General features: G+C 64.6%; 16 protein-coding genes and 1 pseudogene. 5 read left to right on the top strand and 12 right to left on the bottom strand.

The window, feature by feature from the left end; translation table 11 throughout:
- Positions 1 to 29: 29 nt before the first annotated feature.
- Both exbD and exbB read right to left on the bottom strand, forming a co-directional pair.
- Complete coding sequence (exbD, locus tag X771_RS153870; protein ID WP_023687758.1) at positions 30 to 488, bottom strand: TonB system transport protein ExbD; 459 nt, start codon at positions 486 to 488, stop codon at positions 30 to 32.
- A gap of 6 nt (positions 489 to 494) precedes the next feature.
- Positions 495 to 1,484 (bottom strand): tonB-system energizer ExbB, encoded by a 990-nt coding sequence (gene exbB / locus X771_RS153875; RefSeq protein ID WP_023687757.1) that lies wholly within the window; start codon positions 1,482 to 1,484, stop codon positions 495 to 497.
- Positions 1,485 to 1,810: 326 nt separating this feature from the next.
- Between exbB and X771_RS153880 the strand changes: the two genes are divergently transcribed.
- Positions 1,811 to 2,479 carry an isochorismatase family cysteine hydrolase gene (locus X771_RS153880; protein WP_023686098.1) on the top strand — a complete coding sequence of 223 codons (669 nt, stop codon included), beginning with the start codon at positions 1,811 to 1,813 and terminating at the stop codon, positions 2,477 to 2,479.
- An 88-nt stretch (positions 2,480 to 2,567) separates the two neighbouring features.
- Here X771_RS153880 and X771_RS153885 read toward each other — a convergent pair whose 3' ends face one another.
- Entirely contained in the window at positions 2,568 to 3,524 is a 957-nt protein-coding gene (locus X771_RS153885; protein WP_023687756.1) for an LLM class flavin-dependent oxidoreductase, read from the bottom strand.
- Between the two features lie 158 nt (positions 3,525 to 3,682).
- Positions 3,683 to 3,838 carry a hypothetical protein gene (locus tag X771_RS1000000166650; RefSeq protein WP_023687755.1) on the bottom strand — a complete coding sequence of 52 codons (156 nt, stop codon included), beginning with the start codon at positions 3,836 to 3,838 and terminating at the stop codon, positions 3,683 to 3,685.
- 233 nt (positions 3,839 to 4,071) lie between these two features.
- On the opposite strand from X771_RS1000000166650, the pseudogene X771_RS0133765 reads away from it, so the two are divergent.
- Positions 4,072 to 4,840, top strand: a pseudogene (locus X771_RS0133765) (SDR family oxidoreductase).
- Positions 4,841 to 5,049: 209 nt separating this feature from the next.
- Here the strand turns inward: X771_RS0133765 and X771_RS153890 are convergent.
- From X771_RS153890 to X771_RS153925, 8 genes are all read right to left on the bottom strand, one after another.
- Positions 5,050 to 5,994, bottom strand: a complete 945-nt coding sequence (locus tag X771_RS153890) for an ABC transporter permease (RefSeq protein WP_023687753.1) — start codon at positions 5,992 to 5,994, stop codon at positions 5,050 to 5,052.
- The gene (locus tag X771_RS153895) at positions 5,991 to 7,046 is read right to left on the bottom strand and encodes an ABC transporter permease (protein WP_023683937.1); all 1,056 of its coding nucleotides are present in this window, start codon (positions 7,044 to 7,046) and stop codon (positions 5,991 to 5,993) included. The genes X771_RS153890 and X771_RS153895 overlap by 4 nt, the downstream gene beginning before the upstream one ends.
- A 281-nt stretch (positions 7,047 to 7,327) precedes the next feature.
- Positions 7,328 to 8,839 carry an ABC transporter ATP-binding protein gene (locus X771_RS153900; RefSeq protein ID WP_023687752.1) on the bottom strand — a complete coding sequence of 504 codons (1,512 nt, stop codon included), beginning with the start codon at positions 8,837 to 8,839 and terminating at the stop codon, positions 7,328 to 7,330.
- A gap of 174 nt (positions 8,840 to 9,013) precedes the next feature.
- A complete protein-coding gene (locus X771_RS153905) occupies positions 9,014 to 10,039 on the bottom strand; it encodes a BMP family protein (RefSeq protein ID WP_023687751.1) in 1,026 nt (341 codons plus the stop codon).
- 128 nt (positions 10,040 to 10,167) lie between these two features.
- The gene (locus tag X771_RS153910) at positions 10,168 to 11,115 is read right to left on the bottom strand and encodes an ABC transporter permease (RefSeq protein WP_023687750.1); all 948 of its coding nucleotides are present in this window, start codon (positions 11,113 to 11,115) and stop codon (positions 10,168 to 10,170) included.
- Positions 11,116 to 11,117: 2 nt separating this feature from the next.
- Positions 11,118 to 12,089, bottom strand: a complete 972-nt coding sequence (locus X771_RS153915; protein WP_023687749.1) for an ABC transporter permease — start codon at positions 12,087 to 12,089, stop codon at positions 11,118 to 11,120.
- 1 nt (position 12,090) lies between these two features.
- Positions 12,091 to 13,608 (bottom strand): sugar ABC transporter ATP-binding protein, encoded by a 1,518-nt coding sequence (locus tag X771_RS153920; RefSeq protein WP_023687748.1) that lies wholly within the window; start codon positions 13,606 to 13,608, stop codon positions 12,091 to 12,093.
- Positions 13,609 to 13,656: 48 nt separating this feature from the next.
- The gene (locus tag X771_RS153925) at positions 13,657 to 14,670 is read right to left on the bottom strand and encodes an ABC transporter substrate-binding protein (RefSeq protein WP_023683930.1); all 1,014 of its coding nucleotides are present in this window, start codon (positions 14,668 to 14,670) and stop codon (positions 13,657 to 13,659) included.
- 204 nt (positions 14,671 to 14,874) lie between these two features.
- Here X771_RS153925 and X771_RS153930 point away from each other — a divergent pair, with 204 nt between their 5' ends.
- Genes X771_RS153930 through zwf form a run of 3 tightly spaced genes read left to right on the top strand, consistent with a single transcriptional unit; the run spans position 14,875 to position 19,748 of the window.
- Complete coding sequence (locus X771_RS153930; protein ID WP_023687747.1) at positions 14,875 to 17,295, top strand: glucan 1,4-alpha-glucosidase; 2,421 nt, start codon at positions 14,875 to 14,877, stop codon at positions 17,293 to 17,295.
- A 42-nt stretch (positions 17,296 to 17,337) separates the two neighbouring features.
- A complete protein-coding gene (gene gnd, locus X771_RS153935; protein WP_023687746.1) occupies positions 17,338 to 18,351 on the top strand; it encodes a phosphogluconate dehydrogenase (NAD(+)-dependent, decarboxylating) in 1,014 nt (337 codons plus the stop codon).
- A gap of 23 nt (positions 18,352 to 18,374) precedes the next feature.
- Positions 18,375 to 19,748, top strand: a complete 1,374-nt coding sequence (gene zwf, locus X771_RS153940) for a glucose-6-phosphate dehydrogenase (protein ID WP_023687745.1) — start codon at positions 18,375 to 18,377, stop codon at positions 19,746 to 19,748.
- The last annotated feature ends 104 nt before the right edge of the window (positions 19,749 to 19,852 follow it).

Raw genomic sequence — 19,852 nt, 5'->3', positions numbered from 1 at the left:
GGCCGCGGGGGCGGCGGCGGCCAGTTGCGTCACGGGGCGGCGCCCGGGTGCGCCGCGGATGCGTCCGCCGGCACCGTCTCCAGCCCCACCAGCGCGATCTTCAGATAACCGGCGCCGCGCAGCAGGTTCATCACCTCCATCAGCTCGCCATAACCGACCGCCTTGTCGGCACGCAGGAAGATGCGGGTCTGCTTGTCGCCCTTGGTTCTGCCGTCGAGCACCGCGGCGAAAGCCTGGCGCGGCACGCTGTCATTGCCGATCGCCAGCGTCAGATCGTCCTTCAGCGTCAGGAACAGCGGCGTTTCCGGCCGCGGCGCCGGTGTCGCGGTCGAACCCGGCAGATCTACATTGACGTCGACTGTCGCCAACGGGGCAGCGACCATGAAGATGATCAGCAGCACCAGGATGACGTCGATGAACGGCGTCACGTTGATCTCGTGGCTTTCCTCGAGATCGCCGTCGACAGTCTCGCGAATTCTAGCCGCCATGGCCCATCACTCCGCCGCCAGCGCGGGCGCCTGCGGCACCGTGCGGAAATCGAGATCGCGGCTGACCAGCCGTTCGACCCCGGCCGAGGCATCGGCAAGGAGCTGCCGGTAGCCGGCTATCGACCGCGCAAAGACGTTGTAGATGACCACCGCGGGAATGGCCGCGACCAGGCCCATCGCCGTGGCGAGCAGCGCCTCGGCGATGCCGGGCGCGACGACCGCGAGGTTGGTGGTCTGCGCCTGCGAGATGCCGATGAAGGCGTTCATGATGCCCCAGACGGTGCCGAACAAGCCCACGAAGGGCGCCGTCGAGCCGATCGTCGCCAGCACGCCAGTGCCGCGCGACATGCGCCGCGCCGCCGCCGCTTCGATGCGCGACAGGCGCGACGTCACGCGTTCCTTCAGCCCGTCGCCGGTGACATGGCCGAGCGCACCGGCCGAAAGGGCAGTCTCTTCCTCGGCCGCCCGCACCAAAAGCGCACCGGGGCCGCCACTGTTGCCAAGCGCGCGCCCGGCCTGGCGCAGCGTGGCGGCATTGCCGATGGCGCGCGCAGCGCGACGGGCGCCGAGCTTGCCGAAGAGAATCTCCAGCGATTTGGCCAGCCACACCGTCCAGGTGACCAGCGAGGCGAAGGCCAACCCGATCATCACCGCCTTGACGATGATGTCGGCGGCCATGAACATGCCCCAGGGCGACAGATCGTGCGGCAGCGTCAGCGATATTGCCGAAGGCTCGGCCTGCGCGGATGCACCGGGCTGGGTTGCCGGCTGTGGCGCGGTCGGCGCCGCCTGCCCGGCAGTTGGCGAAGCCGGCGCGACAGGCGCAGCCGGTGCGGGCCGTTCGACTGCGACCGGGGAAGGCTGGGCCGCCGACCGGGCAGCTGCAGCGGGTTCCGTCGTCACCCTGGGCTGCGTGTTTGGCTGCTCTTGCGCAGCAGCGCTGCCGGCCGACAGCATGACCGCGGCCAGCGCCGCCAACAAACCATTTCTGGACACGCTTCGTCCTCGCTTCGTCATTGCACGTACCGATCGGCTGGTCGGTGACGGAATGTCGACCCCGAAAATCCAGCCACTGGTTCTGGCTTCTCTCAAACGCGGCACAGCCGCTGGAAACAATTCAGGCGGCCGAGTGCCCTGCTTGACTATAAAACATGAGTTTACTAGTCAACAAACAAGATGGCTTTTTTGGCCAACGATTATCGGCGCGATGTCTCAGCGGCACATCGTCTTGGCGTCGGTCTACCTGGTGTCGTCGCACTGAGGGATGGACGGCCGCAGGGTTGCTGGGCCACGATACCGGGCAGCAATTGAGGCAGGCTGCGATGATCAAGGCGATACCGTTCGATTTCCCCTATGACGGCCGGCTGGTGCCGGCAAACACCGCGCTGCTGGTCATCGACCTGCAGGAGGATTTCCTCTCGCCGACCGGCTATTTCGCCAGGAAGGGTTATGACCCCGCGCCGCTGCGCGCCATCCTGCCGACAGTTAACCGACTGATATCAGCGGCACGCGCGGCCGGCCTCACCATCATTCACACCAGGCAGGGATATCGCGGCGACATGGCCGACATGACGCCGTACGAGAGATGGCGCCGCAAGCGGGCGGGTCTCGAAGGCACCGACGTGCTGCTGCGCTCCGGCCCCGGCTTTCAGATCGTCGCCGACATCGACGTCGCGCCGCACGACATCATCGTCGACAAGACCTGCAACAGCGCCTTCACCTACACCGACCTGGAACTTGTGCTGCGCGCACGCGGCATCACCCATCTGATCTTTTCCGGCTGCACGACCGATGTCTGCGTGCACACGACGCTGCGCGAGGCCTGCGACCGCAATTTCCAGTGCCTGACCATCGCCGATGCCTGCGCCAGCGGCGACCAATACGCGCATGACGCGGCGCTGCATATGGTGACGGTGGAGGACGGGGTATTTGGTACGCTGACGGAATCTGACGCGGTGCTGGAGGCGCTGGCAGTGCTGAGTGGTGATTAGACGCTGGCGGGACAGCACCCCTCTGCCCTGCCGGGCAGAGGGGGGTGTGAAGGAACGCTACGAAATAGCTTTCATTCCACCCGCAAATTCACCCTGCGTGAATATCCGACCCGCCCCGCGAGGCAAACGCGCCGGGCTGCGGCACCTCCGCCTCACGGCGTGCCAGCGAATTACGCAAGAGCGCGATCGTCTCGCGGCCGACGCTGGCGATCTCGCGCGGCCTGTCGACACCGACGATCATGAACTCGCTGATGCCCAGCGCCGCATAGGGCAGCAGCGACAGGGCGATCTTCGCCGGTGGTCCGGAAAGTTCGACCGCCTTGTGTCCGACGGTAGAGGCGCCACCCTCCGAGCGGACCCGGACCGGAAGCGCAAAACGCAGCTTGCCGGCGCGGCCATGCTCGGCGGCGGCACTGCGCGCCCGTTCCATCAGCTGGCGGATCTCGTCGAGCGAACCAGCCGCCAGTTCGAAGACGTCGGCATGGCGACCGGCGGCCCTGAGCGCGGTGCCAGACTGGCCACCCATGCGGATGATCACGTCGACGCCATGCGGCCCCTTGCGCGGCACATAGCCACCCTTGATGCTGTAGAATGCACCTTCATGGTCGAAGGGCCGGTCGTTCGACCACAGCCGCTTCAGCAGCACCAGATATTCGTCGATGCGCTGCCAGACCACGGTGTGGCCGACCGGACGCGTCTCGGCATCGTCGTCATCCAGCGGCTCGCTCAGCATCCTCAGCGCCAGCCGGCCGCCGCTCCTGGCGTCGAGCGCCGCCAGTTGCCGCGCCGCAACGGCTGGCGCGATCACGCCGGCCCAGTGCGTCAGCACCACTTCCAGCGACGAGGTGCGGTCCAGCGCCTGGGCGGCGATGTCCATATTGGTCAACAGCCCGGCCGGGTCGTCGACGACGATGTTCTGGAAGCCGGAATCCTCGATCAGCGACAGCTTGGTCGCCGTCTCGACGAAATCATAGAAGAACGGTACGGCCGAACCGGCATCGGCGGCGTGCGTTTTACCGGGAACATGCGTGAACTCGATCGGCATTGCCATCTCCTCCATCACGTTGGATGTATGTCGCCCCCGGTTTTGAGACGACGACATGCGTAAAAACAAGCATCAGCGCCAAAGCGCGTCCGCGTTCGGTTCATCAACTCCGGTCACTCACTGAAAGCGCTAGGTCGCCACCCTTTCGGCCTGATCGGTCAGGGAATCAAGCCGAGCACGACTGCCCCGGTGAACACGAACGCAAGGGCAAAGACGAGATAGGCGAAAGCGCCGGCATAGGCCGGGCGGAAAACCTGGCTATTGGCCAGCCTCTGGCTGGTGCGGTCCGTCTCGGCGTTCTGGATATAGGACATATCGACCTCCGTCTTGCGGATTAATCTATAAAATCAGTAGACTTTGTCGAGTGCTATTTTTTGGAGATATGTAGAATGATTTTCTCAGTATTCTTTATTATTTGGTTTGGCATTGCTGGGAGACCCCTGTTGGAGACAAGCGAGCGACAAGCTTGGCCGACGTCTGCATAGGCGATAGCATCGCCATTCCGGCGTAAATGCGGATTATTTCGATCGGGAACGGGGAACAGAACATGGGTACAAGACTAGCCGGCAAGATTGCAATCATCTCGGGCGGCGCGACCGGAATGGGCGGAGCGGCCTCGGAATTGTTCGCCGCCGAAGGCGCCAAGGTGGCGATCATTGACCGCAATGGCGAGGCGGCGGCAGCCACTGCGGCGGCGATACGCGCGCGGGGACATATCGCCGAACACTGGGTGGCCGACGTCTCGGACGAGGCGCAGGTCGAGGCCGCAGTGAAGGCTGCGACTGCCAGGCTCGGCCCGGCCACGGTGTTGTTCAACCATGCCGGCACCATCGTGATAAAGCCGTTCCTGGAGACGACAGTGCAGGAATGGGACTGGCTGCATGCGGTCAATGTCCGCTCGATGTTCCTGATGACGCGCGCCGTGTTGCCGGGCATGATCGCTGCCGGTGGCGGTTCGATCGTCTGCACCTCGTCGATCTCGGCTGTGGCGGCCACACCCATGGAGGTGCTCTACGACACCACCAAGGGCGCCTGCCACATGTTCGCGCGCGCCATCGCAGTCGAATTCCGCGACCGCAACATACGCTGCAACGCCGTCTGTCCCGGCTTCATCCGCACGCCGCACGGCCTGCGCGAGGTCGCCGATCTCGGCAAGCTCGGCGTCGACGTGTCGGGCGCCGCATTGGCCGCACAGCAGGGCCGCATCGGTGAGCCGGAGGAAGTGGCCAAGGCAGCGCTGTACCTCGCCAGCGATGAGTCCAGCTTCGTCAATGGCACGCATCTGTTTGTCGATAAATGGTTTTACGGCGATGTGAGTATCCCAGGCTTGGCGCCCTTCCTCTCCCCCGTCGATCGGGGGAGAGGTGTCGAGCGCAGCTCGACGGAGTGGGGGTCGACCCTTGGCGCAAGGAAGATTCATGCGCACCCGTTGGCAACAGTGGCGAGGTGGTTCCCCGCTCCGTCGCTGCTTCGCAGCGCCACCTCTTCCCCCGGGGGAGAGGAAGGGCGCCAAGTCCTACTCGCCTTACCGCTCTTCTCGTCGAAACGGCTTCAGCAGCGCCGACGGCGCAACCGCGTTGCGTGACATCACGGCCATCGCGACGATGGTGAAAATGAACGGCAGCATCAAGAACGCCTCATAGGGAATATGCCCGAGGCCGCTCGCCTGCATGCGCAATTGTAGCGCATCGACGAAGGCGAACAGCAGCGCCGCGCCCGCAGAGCGCCACGGGTCCCAGCGGCCGAACACGACCAGCGCGATCGCCACCCAGCCACGGCCCGACACCACACCAAAGGTGAAGGCGTTGAACTGTGCCATGGTGAGGAAGGCGCCCGCAAGCCCCATCAGCGCACCGCCGAGGATGACCGCCTGGAAGCGCGTGGCGATGACGCTGACCCCAGCGGAATCAGCGGCGCGCGGGTTCTCGCCGACCATCCGCACCGACAGCCCCCAAGGCGTGCGGTAGAGCACGAAAGCAGCGAGCGGGATGGCAATGATTGCCAAGTAGACCAGCGCAAACTGGTTGAAAACCGCTGACCCCAGAACCGGAATATCCGACAGCAGCGGGATCGGCACCGTCTGAAAACCCTTGATGCTGGGCGGCACCGATTGCTGGCCGAAGGTCAGACGGTAGAGGAAATAGGCAAGGCCGGACGAGAACAAAGTAACGCCGATGCCGCAGACATGCTGGCTGAGGCCGAGCGCCACGGTGAACAGCGCATGCAGCGCACTCATCGCCATGCCGGTCAACACCGCGGCCAGCACGCCGAGCCACAGGCTGCCGCTGAGGCTGGCGGCGGTGAAGCCGGTCATCGCGCAGAGCAGCATGATGCCTTCGATACCGAGATTGAGCACGCCGGCCCGCTCGGAGAACATCTCGCCCAGCGTGGCAAATGCCAGCGGCGTGGCGATGCGGATAATGGCGGCGAGGAAGCCGACCTGAAAAATCTGTTCGAACACCGCGCTCATAAGGCGGCACCGACGCGGCGGATGCGATAGGCCGTGAACAGCAGCGCCACCAGCATGGCGAGCAGCGCCGTGCCCTGGATGACATCGCTGAGGAACGCCGGTACGCCGGTGGCGCGCGACATCGCTTCGGCGCCGGTCATCACGGCGGCCAGGAAGATCGCCGCCGGTACGACGCCGAGCGGATTGAGCCTGGCCAGCATGGCAACGACGATGCCGGAATAGCCATAGCCCGGCGAAATGTCGCTCATCACCTGGAAATGCACGCCGCCGACCTCGCCTACGCCGGCAAGCCCGGCCAGCGCGCCCGACAGCAGCGCCGTCGAAATCAGCACCCGCTCGACGTGGATGCCGCCATAGCGGGCGGCTTCCGGGCTTTCGCCGGTGACCCTGATCCGGAAGCCGAGCGTGGTGCGCACGATCAGGAACCAGATCAACGGTGCCGCGATCAACGCGGCGATGACACCCAGATGCAGCCTTGTGCCTTCGAGCAGCACCGGGAAATTCGCCGAATCCTCGATCGGCGGCGAGATCGGATAGCCGCTGAACGAGTCCTTCCACGGCCCCTCGATCAGCGCCATTAGCGCATAGTAGATGACCGAATTGAGCAGCAGCGAACTGACGACGTCATCGACTTTGAATTTCACTCGCAGGGTCGCCGGCACAAGCGCGACAGCGGCACCGGCAGCAGCGCCGGCCAGCGCCATCGACAGGATCGCCAGCGCGCCCGGCATTGGGATGGCGCCGACGAAGCAGCTGGCCACGGCGCCGGCCAGCAATTGGCCCTCGGCGCCGATGTTCCAGAATTTGGCCCGGAAGGCGACGGCCACAGCCAGCCCGGTGAAGATCATCGGGGCGGCGCGCACCAGCGTTTCGGTGATGGCATAGCTGTCGCCGAACGAGGCCGACAGCATCACGCCATAGGCCTCAAGCACGCCGGCGCCGGCCAGCGCGATGAGGCCGCTGCACAGGACCAGCGCTGCGCCGATGGCCAGCAGCGGCAAAGCGAGATTGAACCAGGCGGGGGTGGAACTGCGGGCTTCGAGGCGGAACATCAGCTATGCCCCTCCGCCGCCCAGACGGTCGCGCCGCCCTTCATCCGCCTGCCGGCACCTTCTCCCCGTATAGACACGGGGAGAAGGGATCCGGGCCCTATGCAACTCCCCTCTTGCAGCTGTGGTGATTGGCGAAACCATGGGTGAGAGCCCCTCTCCCCGTCTCTATACGGGGAGAGGATGCCGGCAGGCAGGTGAGGGGCAGCGCTGACGCTTAAAGTCAGCCAAAAGCGGGCAGTATTATTTGAGGTTTCTGCGAGGAACCGAGTGAGAAAGTCCATCTAGGCTCTGCCCTCCGCCCCGGTCATCAGCAGCCCAAGCCGCGCGATGGTCGCATCGGCGCTGTCCAGCGTGCCGGCGATGCGGCCCTCATACATCACCGCGATGCGGTCGCAGAGCACCAGCAGCTCTTCGAGATCCTCGCCGATGACGATGATCCCGCAGCCCTTGGCACGCATGTCGAGGAATTTTTCGTGGATGAAGCGGGCGGCACCGATGTCGAGGCCGCGCGTCGGCTGCGAGACGATCAGCACCTTCGGGTCGAAAGCCAGTTCGCGCGCCAGCAGCGCCTTCTGCAGATTGCCGCCCGACAGCGCGCCGGCGCGGGTCATCGGCCCGGGGCACCTGATGTCATAGGCCTTGATCTGTTCTTCGGCGAAGGCGCGGATCGCATCTGGCTTGAGCAGGCCCCGGCTGCTGAAAGCCGCAGTACCAATGCGCGGCAACACCATGGAATCGGCGAGCGGCAGATTGGTGACCAGCCCGGTCGTCATACGGTCTTCCGGGATGCGGCCAAGGCCGAGCGCCTGCACCTCGCGCGGCGAGAACCGCGTAACAGGTTTGCCGGCTATCGTCATCGCGCCGGCGTCGGGCGCGCGCGTGCCGGAAATCACCTCGGCCAGCGCCCGCTGGCCATTGCCGGAGACCCCGGCAATGCCGAGGATTTCGCCCGCGCGAACGGCAAGCGATACATCGCGCAGCGGCGTCCCCGAATGCCGTGAGGTGGAAATACCGTCGAGCGTCAGCACCGCCGCGCCTGGGGTCGAAGGTCCTCTTGCCGGCGGCACGATCTCATGGCCGCACATCAGCTGCGCCATTTCTGCCGATGTCGTGTTCGCCGGATCGTCGACACGGCCGGCGACGCGGCCGTGCCGCAATACGGTGCAGCGATGGGTGAGCGCCCGCACCTCGTTCAATTTATGCGAGATGAAGATGATTCCGAGCCCCTGCGCCGCCATCGAGCGCAGCGCCGAAAACAGCCCGTCGACCTCGCCCGGCGCCAACACCGCCGTCGGCTCGTCGAGGATTAACAGGCTGGCGCCGCGAAACAGCGCCTTGACGATTTCGAGCCGCTGCTGCTCGCCGACCGACAGCGCGGAGACAGGCAGGTTGGGGTCCAGCGTCAGCCCATGCCGACGGCTGATGTCGGACAACCGGGCAAGTCCGCCGGCGCGGTCGATGCGGCCGGATTTGGCGGGAAAGCCAATCAGAAGGTTTTCCAGGACCGTCAGCCTTGGCGCCAAATGAAAATGCTGGTGCACCATGCCGATGCCGGCGGCCAGCGCATCGGCCGAACTGGTGATCCGCACGGTCTTGCCCTGGATAAGAATTTCGCCGGCATCCGGCGCATAGGCGCCGAACAGCACATTCATCAGCGTCGTCTTGCCGGCGCCGTTTTCGCCCAGCAGGCCGAGGATCTCACCTGGGGCGACGCTTAGATCGACAGCCTCATTCGCCTTGACGGCGCCGAAGCTCTTGGTGATGCCGCGCATTTCGATGAGAGGGGCGGACAAGGATGCTCCTGCGGAGATACCCCTCCCCCTCGAGGGGAGGGTGCCGAGCGAAGCGAGGCGGGTGGGGTCACCTCAACTGCCTCAACCCATGACTTAGCAGGATGGAGCACTTCGCGGAGGACCCCACCCGGCCCTGCGGGCCACCCTCCCCTCAAGGGGAGGGGGTGCGCCGAGCTAATCCGAAACCGGCGTGTTCTCATCCACATCCACCCGGAAATTGCCTTCCAGGATCTCGACCTTCTTCTTCTCGACCAGATCCTTCACATCCGCCGGCAGCGTCTTGTCGAATTTATGGTAGGGCGCCAGGAACGACCCGCCCTTGGCCATGCGCGAGAAATCGCCATAATCCTGCGCGGTGAAGACACCGGCCTTGACCAGCTTGATCGCCTGCTCGACCGTCGGATACATGTCCCAGACCGGCCCGGTTATGACCGTGTCGGGGCCGAGGCTCGACTGGTCGGACATGTTGGAGATGGCGAGGATCTTCTTGTCCACCGCCGCCTCGATGACGCCGAAGCGCTCGGCATAGATGACATCGACGCCGGCATCGATCTGGGCGACCGCCGCTTCCTTGGCCTTGGGCGGATCGAAGAACGAGCCAATGAAGGCGACCTTCTTCTTGATGTTGGGATTGACCTCCTTGGCGCCGGCAAAGAAGGCGTTGACCAGCCGGTTCACTTCCGGAATGCCCATGGCCGCCACCGCGCCGATCGTGCCCGACTTCGACATCTTGCCGGCGATCATGCCGGAGAGGTAGGCCGGCTCGTGGATCCAGTTGTCGAAGACGCCGAAATTGGGCTCGGCCGGGCCGGCGCCCGAGCCGAACAGCCATGCCGTCTTCGGGAACTGCTTTGCCGTGCGGCGCGATTCACGCTCGGCGGCGAAGGCGTCGCCCAGCACCAGCTGGTACCCGCCTTGCGCATATTCGCGCATGACGCGGCTGAAATCGGCGGTCTGCACCTTTTCCGACCATTTGTATTCGATGCCGAGTTCCTTCTCGGCCTTCTGCAGGGCGACGTGGATCTGGTTGTCCCACGGCTCCTCGATCGGCGTGGCGAAGATCGCCGCCACCTTCAGCTTCTTGTCCTTGGCGAAGGCTGCACCCGGCAGCATGGCTGCGGCCAGGCCAAGTGCGCCGAGTTCCAGCACGTCGCGCCGCGACAGGCCGGTCGATTGCGATTTGTTTTTCCGGTTTTCCATCTAGTGCCCCTCTGTTTGACAGCCGTGTCGAGCCGGCTGTTCCGAAATCAGACGCGGAACTATGGAACGGGTGCGGACTTTTGTCCACATGGTCAAATTTAGCGGGACTGCTGCCGGGCTCACGCCTTTTAGCGCAGCGCCTTCTCGCCGCCGGCTACGGTGATGACGCCGACGATGATCAGCCCGGTCAGCAACAGCCGAACGCCGGCGCTGACGCCGAACGTGTTGAGCATGGTCAGAAGCAGTACCAGGAACAGCGCCGCGCCCCAGACACCGGGAACATTGGCCTTGCCACCGGCGACCGAGGTGCCGCCGATGACGACGACGGCGATCGAGGCCAGCAGGTACTCGTTGCCGATATCGACATTGGCGCCGCGGAAATAGCCGGCGAGCAGCGCCCCATCCATGCCGCCGAGCGCGCCCGACAGCGTGTAAGTCAGGAAGCGGGTGCGGCCGACATTGACGCCGGCAAGCCACGCGGCGCGGATGTTCTGGCCGATCGCCAGCACCGAGCGGCCATAGATCATGCGCTGCAAGGCGATGGCCGCACCGATGCTGAACAACACGGTAAGGATCGCCAGCACTGGAATGCCCAGGATTTGCCAGTTCGCAAAATCGGCAAAGCCGGGCGGCGGCTTGATCTGCAGGCCACGCCCATAGCTGATGTCGATCGACTGGATGATGAAGCTGGCCGACAGAGTGGCGATGATCGGCGGGATCCTCAGCGCCCAGATCAGGAGATAGTTGACGGCACCGATGGCGGCGCCGCAGGCGAGCGCGGCGAGCAGCCCGACCACGATCATGGAATCGCTGCCGCCCATGACCTTCATGGCGACGGCACTGGCGAGCCCGATATTGGCCGGCAGCGACAGGTCGACATTGCCTGGCCCGAGCGTGATGACGAACATTTGGCCGACGCCGACGATCACGGTGAACACGGCAAGCGAAAGTGCCGCCGTGATCATGCCGCCGCCGCCATAGCCGCCGGTGAAAGCGATGGTCGCCAGCCAGACGAACATCGCGCCGATGAACGACCAGATCCAGGGTTTGGCGACAAGCGATTTCACAAATGTCATCGCTACCTCTCCCTGCGGCTGATCAGGACGCGGGCTGCCAGCACGATGATCAGGATGGCGCCGTTGGCCGCGACCTGCCAGTCCGGCGGAATGTGCATGAAGGTGAGCAGAGGCGATGCCGCCAGCGCCAGTGTCAGCGCGCCGAGCACGGCGCCAATCGGCGATACCCGGCCGCCGACGAACTCGCCACCGCCGAGGATGACGCCGGCGATCGCCAGCAGCGTGTAGCCATTGCCGATATTAGCGTCGGCCGAGGTGGTGATACCGATCAGCGCCATGCCGGACAGAACGCCGAATAGGCCGGTCAGCGCAAACAGCACGATCTTGGTTCGAAGCAGCGACCAGCCAGCGCGCCTGAGCGCCGCCGGATTGCCGCCGGATCCCCGCAGGATGACGCCATAAGAGGTGCGCATCAGCCCAAAATGCACCACCGCTGCGATCGCCAGCGCGGCGATGATAGGGAACGGAATGAAGGGCGGCTTGAAGGCCATCAGCGACAAGAGCCAGTCCGGCGCCTTGCCACCGGGCTTGGGCAGCACCAGAATGGCAAGCCCCTGCCAGACGAAGCTCATGCCTAGCGTTACCACGATCGACGGCAGATTGCGCAGATGGATCAATGCGCCCAGCAGTGCATAGACCCCGATGGCGCCGAGCAGGATGACCACGCCGAGCAGCGGCGCGTCCTTCAGCCAGGTCGCGGTGACGCAGCCGACAAAGCCGACAAAAGTGCCGATCGACAGATCGAGCTCATTGCCGGCGATGACGAACATCTGGGCGATCGTCGCCAGCGCGATCGGGATAGCCAGGTTCAACATCAGGCTGAAGCCGAAATAGCTGATGGCGCGTGGGTTGAGCCAGGCGATGGCGATAACCACCAGCGCCAGCGACAGCGCCGGCAACAGGCTGCGCAACAGGCGCGCGCGGGCGGCATTGCTGCGCGGCGAGGTCGTCGGGCCGGGAGCGATTGCCGTCATCTCAGGCCGCGTCGCCGAATGAGGACTGGATGATCTTTTCCTCGGTCAGCTCGTCGCGCGTGAGATTGGCGACGATGCGGCCGTTCTTGAAGACATGGATGTGGTCGCAATTGTCGAGCTCTTCGGTCTCGGTGGTGTACCAGAGGAAGGTCCGGCCCTTGGCCGCCTCCTCGCGCACGAGATCGTAGACCTCGAGCTTGGTGCCGATGTCCACGCCGCGCATCGGATCGTCCATCAGCACGATCTGCGCATCGGAACCCAGTGCGCGGGCAAACAGCGCCTTCTGCTGGTTGCCGCCGGACAGCGAGAAGATGTTGTTGGTCATGTCAGGCGTGCGGATGCCGATCTTCTGCTTCCAGAACTCGGCAAGCTCGGCCTCGCGCTGCGGCGAGATCAGCAGCCCTTTGCGCAGCCGCGCCAGCGAGCGGATGCCGATGTTTTCGGCAATAGACCATTGCGGGAAAATGCCGTCCGATTGGCGGTCTCCGGCCACCAGCGCCACCGGGGCGGTCACCTCGATATCAAGCCTTCTACGCGTCGCGGCGGCATAGATCGCCAGCAACAGGTCGGTCTGGCCATGGCCGGCAAGCCCGGCAAGCCCGATGATCTCGCCGGCGCGGGCGACAAGCTCCTTGCCGTCCTGCTGCCGCTCGGGCCGCGCCCGCACCCTGAGCGGGCCCGCCGCCGGCCTGGCGGCGATCTCCGCCGCGATCTTCTCGCGCGCTTCCGCGCCGCCCATGGTGGCCACCAGCCGGTCGCGGTCGAACGCTTTTGCAACGTCCGTGGCGACCACCTTGCCGTCGCGCATGACCACGATGCGGTCGGCATTCTGCAGCACCTCGCCCAGCACATGCGAGATCAGGATGCAGCTGCCCCCGGTGGCTACGAAACGGCGCACGAAGGCAAGCAGCTGGCCCGCAGTATGCGCGTCCAGCGAAGAGGTCGGCTCGTCGAGAATGACCAAGTCGAGCGGATCGCGCGTCACCGTGAAGGCGCGCGCCACCTCGACCATCTGCCGCCGGCCGATGGAGAGATCGCCGGCAATGTCGTCTGCCGAGATGCCGTGATCCGGAAAGATTTCGTCCAGCTTGGCGGCAATGAGAGCAGCCGCCTTGCGTCGCCAGCCGAAGCCGGTGAGCGCCGGATGGTTGATGCGCGTATTCTCCGCGATACTGAGGTTAGGGCAGAGCGACAGTTCCTGGAACACGCAGCGTATGCCGAGTTTCAGCGCGCGCGCCACCGAGTAGTCGGTTTCGGCATTGCCACGCACCGCGATCTCACCGCCATCGGGCTGCAGCGTACCGGCCACCATATGCATCAGCGTCGATTTGCCGGCTCCGTTGTGGCCGACCAGCCCGACGCATTCGCCTGATACAACATGGAAGTCGACGCCGTTAAGCGCCCGAACGGCGCCGAAATGTTTTTCGGCGCCGTTCAGCCTGATGATGTCCAAATGGGCGGCGCCGAAATGTTTTTCGGCGCCGCCCAGTCTGATGATGTCCGTATTGGCCTCAGGCATGCTCAACGATATCCGGTCGGTCATGCCGCTGGCAATGAATGCAATGCATCACTTGATATTGGCTTTGATCGCCGCGATTGCGTCTTCCTGGCTGTATTCGTGGGTGGCGACGCCGCCCTCCTTGATTTTCGGCAGCTCGGTCTCGAAATTGTCCTGGGTAAAGGCGAGATACGGCACCAAAAGGTCATGCGGAATGTCCGTGCGGCCGTCGAGCACCTGCTGCGCCACCCAGAAGGCCAGCGACGACACGCCGGGCGCGATCGAGGCCGACCAGGTCTGGTAGCCGTCCTTGTCCTTCTGCTCCTTCCACCATTTCAGCTCGTCCTGGCGGTTGCCCATGATGATGGTCGGACGCGGCTTGCCTGCGGCGGCAAAGGCTTGTGCCGCGCCATAACCGTCACCGCCCTGGTCGACGATGCCGACGATGTCGGGCAACGACGGCAGGATCGTCGCGACCGCCTTCTGCGCCGTCGTCTGGTCCCAGTCGCCGGTCACCGAACCGACGATCTTGAACTCGGGATGGGCGGCGACGCCTTCGAGGATGCCGGCATGGATGGCATCGTCGATCGAGGTGCCGGCAAGGCCGCGGATTTCCAGCAAATTGCCGCCCTTGGGCTGGAATTTGGCCATCTGCTCGACTTCCTGCTTGCCCATGTCCTTGAAGTCGACGACGACGCGGTAGGCGCAAGGTTCGGTGACGGTCCCGTCGAAGGAGACGACGACGATGCCGGCATCGCAGGCCTGCTTGATGGCGCCGTTCAGCGCATCCGGCGATGCGGCATTGATGACGATGGCGTCATAACCCTGCAGGATCAGGTTCTGCACCTGGGCAGCCTGGGTCGGCACTTCCTTGTCGGCGGTGGTGAAGATGTCGGCGGCGCCGACGATCTTGTCCTCCACCGCCTTCTTGGTGACGATGCCGTAGCTGTCGAGCATCGCCTGACGCCACGAATTGCCGGCGTAATTGTTGGAGAAGGCGATCTTCTTGCCGCTGGTGTCGGCGAGCGCCGTGCCCGAGGCGAGCATCGCCGCCAGAGCGCTCAGGACGAGCAGTTTCTTCATGTCATAATCCTCCCATGGATTGTCGGCCCCGCCGACTGTTGCTGATGGTTTTGGCGTTGGCTGCCTGTTTTTTATCTATTGTCAGACAAATGCAGATGAGCTCGCTTGTCAACTGCGATCGGTTACGCTTTGGCGATCAACTTCAGGTGCGATGATTGAAAAGCCTTCGCCTGCTGGTTTAGGGAAGGGCCCAGGAGACCATGCATGGCAGCGACGCCGCCGACCCTTCCCCCCAGTGCACCCAAAAGAATGGGCGCGCCCGGAATTCCGGCGCGCTGGACGTCAAGCGCCAAGAGCGGCGTAGGTGCCGCGCTTTCAACGGCGAGCCGCGTCTGGTTCACGCTCAGCCATGGCATCGTCAATGAAGTCTACTATCCCGGCCTCGACAGCGCCTGCACGCGCGACATGGGACTGCTGGTCACCGGTCCCGGCGGCTGGTTTTCCGAGGAGAAGCGTGACGCCACACATGCCATCGAGCCGTTCGAGGACGGCGTGCCCGCCTACCGGCTGGTCAACGCGACGGCCTGTTACCGGGTCGAAAAGCGCATCCTGGCGGATCCGGCGCGCCCGGCCTTGCTGCAGGAAACCAGCTTCACGGCACTCGAGGGCGTGGCCACGGACTACCGCGTCTACGCCCTGCTGGCGCCGCATCTGGTCAATGCCGGCATGGGCAACACCGCCTGGATCGGCGAGCACAAGGGCAAGCCGATGCTGTTTGCGTCCGGGCGCGGCGTCTGCCTGGCGCTTGCCTCCTCGCTGCCCTGGGGCGACTGCTCGGCCGGCTATGCAGGCTTTTCCGACGGCTGGCAGCAACTCAGCCGCGCCGGCCGGCTCGATCCGACCTGCCAAAGGGCGGAGGACGGCAATGTCGCGCTGACCGGCGAGATCGGCTTTTCCTTACGCAACAGCAAAGCCTTGCTTGCGCTTGGGTTTGGGGCAACGCCGGATGAAGCGGCCGAAAACGCCGCCGCCAGCCTGAAACGCGGTTTTGAGCCGGCGGCAAAGGCCTATGTCGCGAAATGGCGGAAATGGCAGGCAGGCCTGACGCAGCTCGACCACCATGATGCATCCGGGCTCAACACCTACCGCGTCAGCACAGCGGTGCTGGCGACGCACCTGTCGCTGGCGAGGCCCGGTGCGGCCGTTGCCAGCCTGTCGATCCCCTGGGGAGCGAGCAAGGGCGACGACGACCTCGGCGGCTATCATCTGGTCTGGCCGCGCGACCTCGTCGAAACCGCGGGCGGCTTCCTCGCCGCCGGCGATCCGGCGCAGGCGCTTGAGATCCTCGCCTATCTCCGTTCCATCCAGCAGCCGGACGGCCACTGGCCACAAAATGTGTGGCTCGACGGCTCGCTCTATTGGCCGGGCATCCAGATGGACGAATGCGCCTTCCCGCTGCTGCTTGCCGATGGGCTGCACCGCGCCGGCCACCTGCCGCGCGCCAAGCTCGCCGCCTTCATGCCGATGATCGAGAAGGCCGTGTCCTATGTCGTGCGCAATGGTCCCTTCACCGGGCAGGACCGCTGGGAAGAGGATGCCGGCTACAGCCCATTCACGCTCGCCGTCGAAATATCGGCACTGCTTGGCGCCGCCGATCTGTTCGACGTCAACGGCAAACCCGAGCCGGCTAACTATTTGCGCGAGGTCGCGGATTGCTGGAACGACCAGATCGAGCGCTGGACCTATGTCAGCGGCACACCGGAGCGCCACGAGGCTGGCGTCGACGGCTACTACATCCGCATCGCGCCGGCCGACGCTTCAGGCGCCGCATCGCCGAAGGACGGCTTCGTACCGATCAAGAACCGTCCGCCGGGCGATACCGACAAGCCGGCCGAAGCGATTGTCAGCCCGGACGCGCTGGCGCTGGTCCGCTTCGGCCTCAGGGCCGCGGACGATCCGCGCATCGTCGGCACGGTCAAGATCATAGACGCGCAACTGCGCTGCGACCTGCCGCAAGGGCCTCTCTGGTATCGCTACACCAGCGACGGTTATGGCGAACACGCCGACGGCGCCCCCTTCGACGGCAACGGCCAGGGCCGGCCCTGGCCGTTGCTGGCCGGCGAACGCGCCCACTACGAGCTGGCCGCCGGTAACAAGGACAAGGCGGCAAGCCTGCTCAGGACATTCGAGGCTTCGGCTGGCGTGGGCGGTCTGCTGCCGGAACAGGTCTGGGACGGCGCCGACATACCGCAGCGCGAATTGTGGCTGGGCAGGCCGTCGGGCAGCGCCATGCCGCTGGTCTGGGCGCATTCGGAACACATCAAGCTGTTGCGCTCGCTCCGCGACGGCGCCGTCTTCGACATGCCGCCGCAAGGCGTCAAGCGCTATGTCAGGGACAAGACCGGCTCGCCGCTGAGGATATGGCGCTTCAACAACAGGCTGCGCACCATGGAAGCCGGCAAGACGCTGCGGGTTGAACTGCTGCAGCCGGGACTGATCCGCTGGAGCGGCGACCAGTGGCAGACCAGCCATGAAATCAACACGTCCGTGAATGTCTTTGGCGTCCATCTGGCGGATCTGCCGGTGGCCGATATTCCGCGAGGTAATACGATCGTCTTCACTTTTTTCTGGCCCGATGGCGACCGTTGGGAGAATGTCGACTTCACCGTCGGCATTGAGAACTAACTCGCCCACAATTTTCTTTCCTCAAGCGACTAGGACAAGACCATGCAGATCGGAATGATGGGACTGGGCAGGATGGGCGCCAACATGGTGCGCCGCCTGATGCGCGACGGCCATGAATGCGTCGTCTACGACATCAACCCGGCAAGCGTTGCCGCCCTGGTTGCCGATGGCGCCATCGGCGCCGCCTCCATGGAAGAGTTCGTCGGCAAGCTGTCCAAGCCGCGTAGCGCCTGGCTGATGCTGCCGGCAGCGATCACCGGCAGGATCGCCGACCAGGTGGCGGCACTTATGGAACCCGGCGACATCATCATCGACGGCGGCAATTCCTACTATCACGACGCCGTCGACCAGGCGGTCGAGCTTGCGGCCAAGGGCCTGCACTATGTCGATGTCGGCACCAGCGGCGGCGTCTGGGGCTTGGAGCGCGGCTATTGCCTGATGATCGGCGGCCCCGATACGGCGGTCAAACACCTCGATCCGATCTTCGCCACGCTGGCGCCCGGTGCCGATGCCGGCGCCACGCCCGACAAGGCGGGCGGAACCGCACCCTTTGGCTACCTGCATTGCGGACCGAGCGGCGCCGGTCATTTCGTCAAGATGATCCACAACGGCATCGAATATGGCGTCATGGCCGCCTACGCCGAAGGCATGAACATCCTGAAATCGGCCAATGCCGGCAAAAGACAGCGCACGGCGGACGCCGAGACCAGCCCTTTGGAAAACCCGCAATACTATCAGTTCGACATCGACCTGCCGCAAGTGGCCGAGGTCTGGCGCCATGGCAGTGTGATCGGCTCCTGGCTGCTCGACCTCACCGCCGGCGCTCTGAAGAGCGACCCGGCATTGGCCCAGTTCGGCGGCCGCGTCTCCGATTCCGGTGAAGGCCGCTGGACGCTGAAGGCGGCGATCGACACCGGCGTGCCGGCGCCGGTTCTGTCCTCGGCTTTGTTCGACCGCTTCTCCTCGCAGGGCGAATCCGAATTCGCCGACAAGCTGCTGTCGGCCATGCGCTATGCCTTTGGCGGCCATGTCGAAAAGCCGAAGGCCGGCAAGTGAAGGCCGCAGGGGAGACGCGCAAGATGAGCCCGGAACGGTCCGACACGCTGGTGCTCTTCGGAGCAACCGGCGACCTTGCCCACAAGAAGATATTTCCGGCCCTCTACCAGATGGTAGCCAAGGGGACGCTGACCGAGCCGGTGATCGGCGTCGCCTTCGATGCCTGGGACATCAACCAATTGCAGGCGAGGGCCCGCGACGGCATCGTCAACGCTCTCGGCAAGATCGACGAAAAGATCTTCGCCAAATTCGCCAGTCTGCTGCGCTATGTCAGCGGCGACTACCGCGACGGCGCGACCTTCGAGAAGCTGAAGACGGCGCTCGGCTCGGCGCAGCGGCCTCTGCACTATATGGCGGTGCCGCCGACCATGTTCGAGACCGTCGTCCAGGGGCTGGAGCAATCCGGTACCGCGCATGGCGCGCGGCTGATGGTGGAAAAGCCGTTCGGCCACGATCTCCAATCGGCGCGCTGGCTGAACCGCGTGCTGCATCTGGTGTTCGAAGAGCAGTCGATCTTCCGCATCGACCACTATCTCGGCAAGGAGGCGATCCAGAACCTGCTCTATTTCCGCTTTGCCAATTCCTTTCTCGAGCCGATCTGGAACCGCAACTTCGTCGAAAGCGTACAGATCACCATGGCCGAGGACTTCGGCGTCGAAGGCCGTGGCAAATTCTATGACGATGTCGGCGCTATCCGCGATGTGATCGAGAACCATCTGCTCAACATCCTTTTGCTGCTCGCCATGGAACCGCCGGTCGGCCGCTCGGCCGACGATCTGATCGACGAGAAGGTGCAGGTGCTGCGCGCCATCCGCACGCTGACCAAGGACGACGTCGTGCGCGGCCAGTTCACCGGCTACCTCGCTGAACCCGGCGTGAAGCCGAACTCGCCGGTCGAAACCTTTGCTGCCGTGCGCTTCATGGTCGACACCTGGCGCTGGCAGGACGTGCCGTTCTTCATCCGCACCGGCAAGAACATGCCGGTGCATGTGACCGAAGTGATCGTGCGGCTGAAGCGGCCGCCGCTCGACGTCTTCGATCCGATCAAGCCCAGCGACGCAAATTACGTGCGCTTCCGCATCGACCCGCAGGTGGCGATCTCGATCGGCGCGCAACGCAAGGCGCCCGGCGACGACATGGTCGGCGAGCAGGTCGAGCTCACCGCGCTCGACGATTCGAAGGGCGACATGCCGCCCTATGAGCGGCTGATCGGCGATGCCATGAACGGCAATGGCCAATTGTTCACCCGCCAGGATGCCAGCGAGCTTGCCTGGCGCATCGTCGGCCCGGTGCTGGGCGACACTACGCCGCCGCATATGTATGAGCCGAAGACCTGGGGGCCTGCCGACGCCATGGCCAGCTTCGGGCCGCCCAACGGCTGGATCAATCCGAGTTGAGCAATTCCAGGAAAAGTGCGAGCGGTCTTTCCGTCCGAAATTGGGTAAAAATAAAGAGTTGGAGCATTCCCCCGTTTCCCTGAAACGCGGGAATGCGCCAAGTG

It is taken from the genome of Mesorhizobium sp. LSJC269B00 (assembly GCF_000502815.1).
Classification (GTDB): Bacteria; Pseudomonadota; Alphaproteobacteria; order Rhizobiales; family Rhizobiaceae; genus Mesorhizobium.
This window is presented reverse-complemented; position numbering and strand designations above follow the sequence as displayed.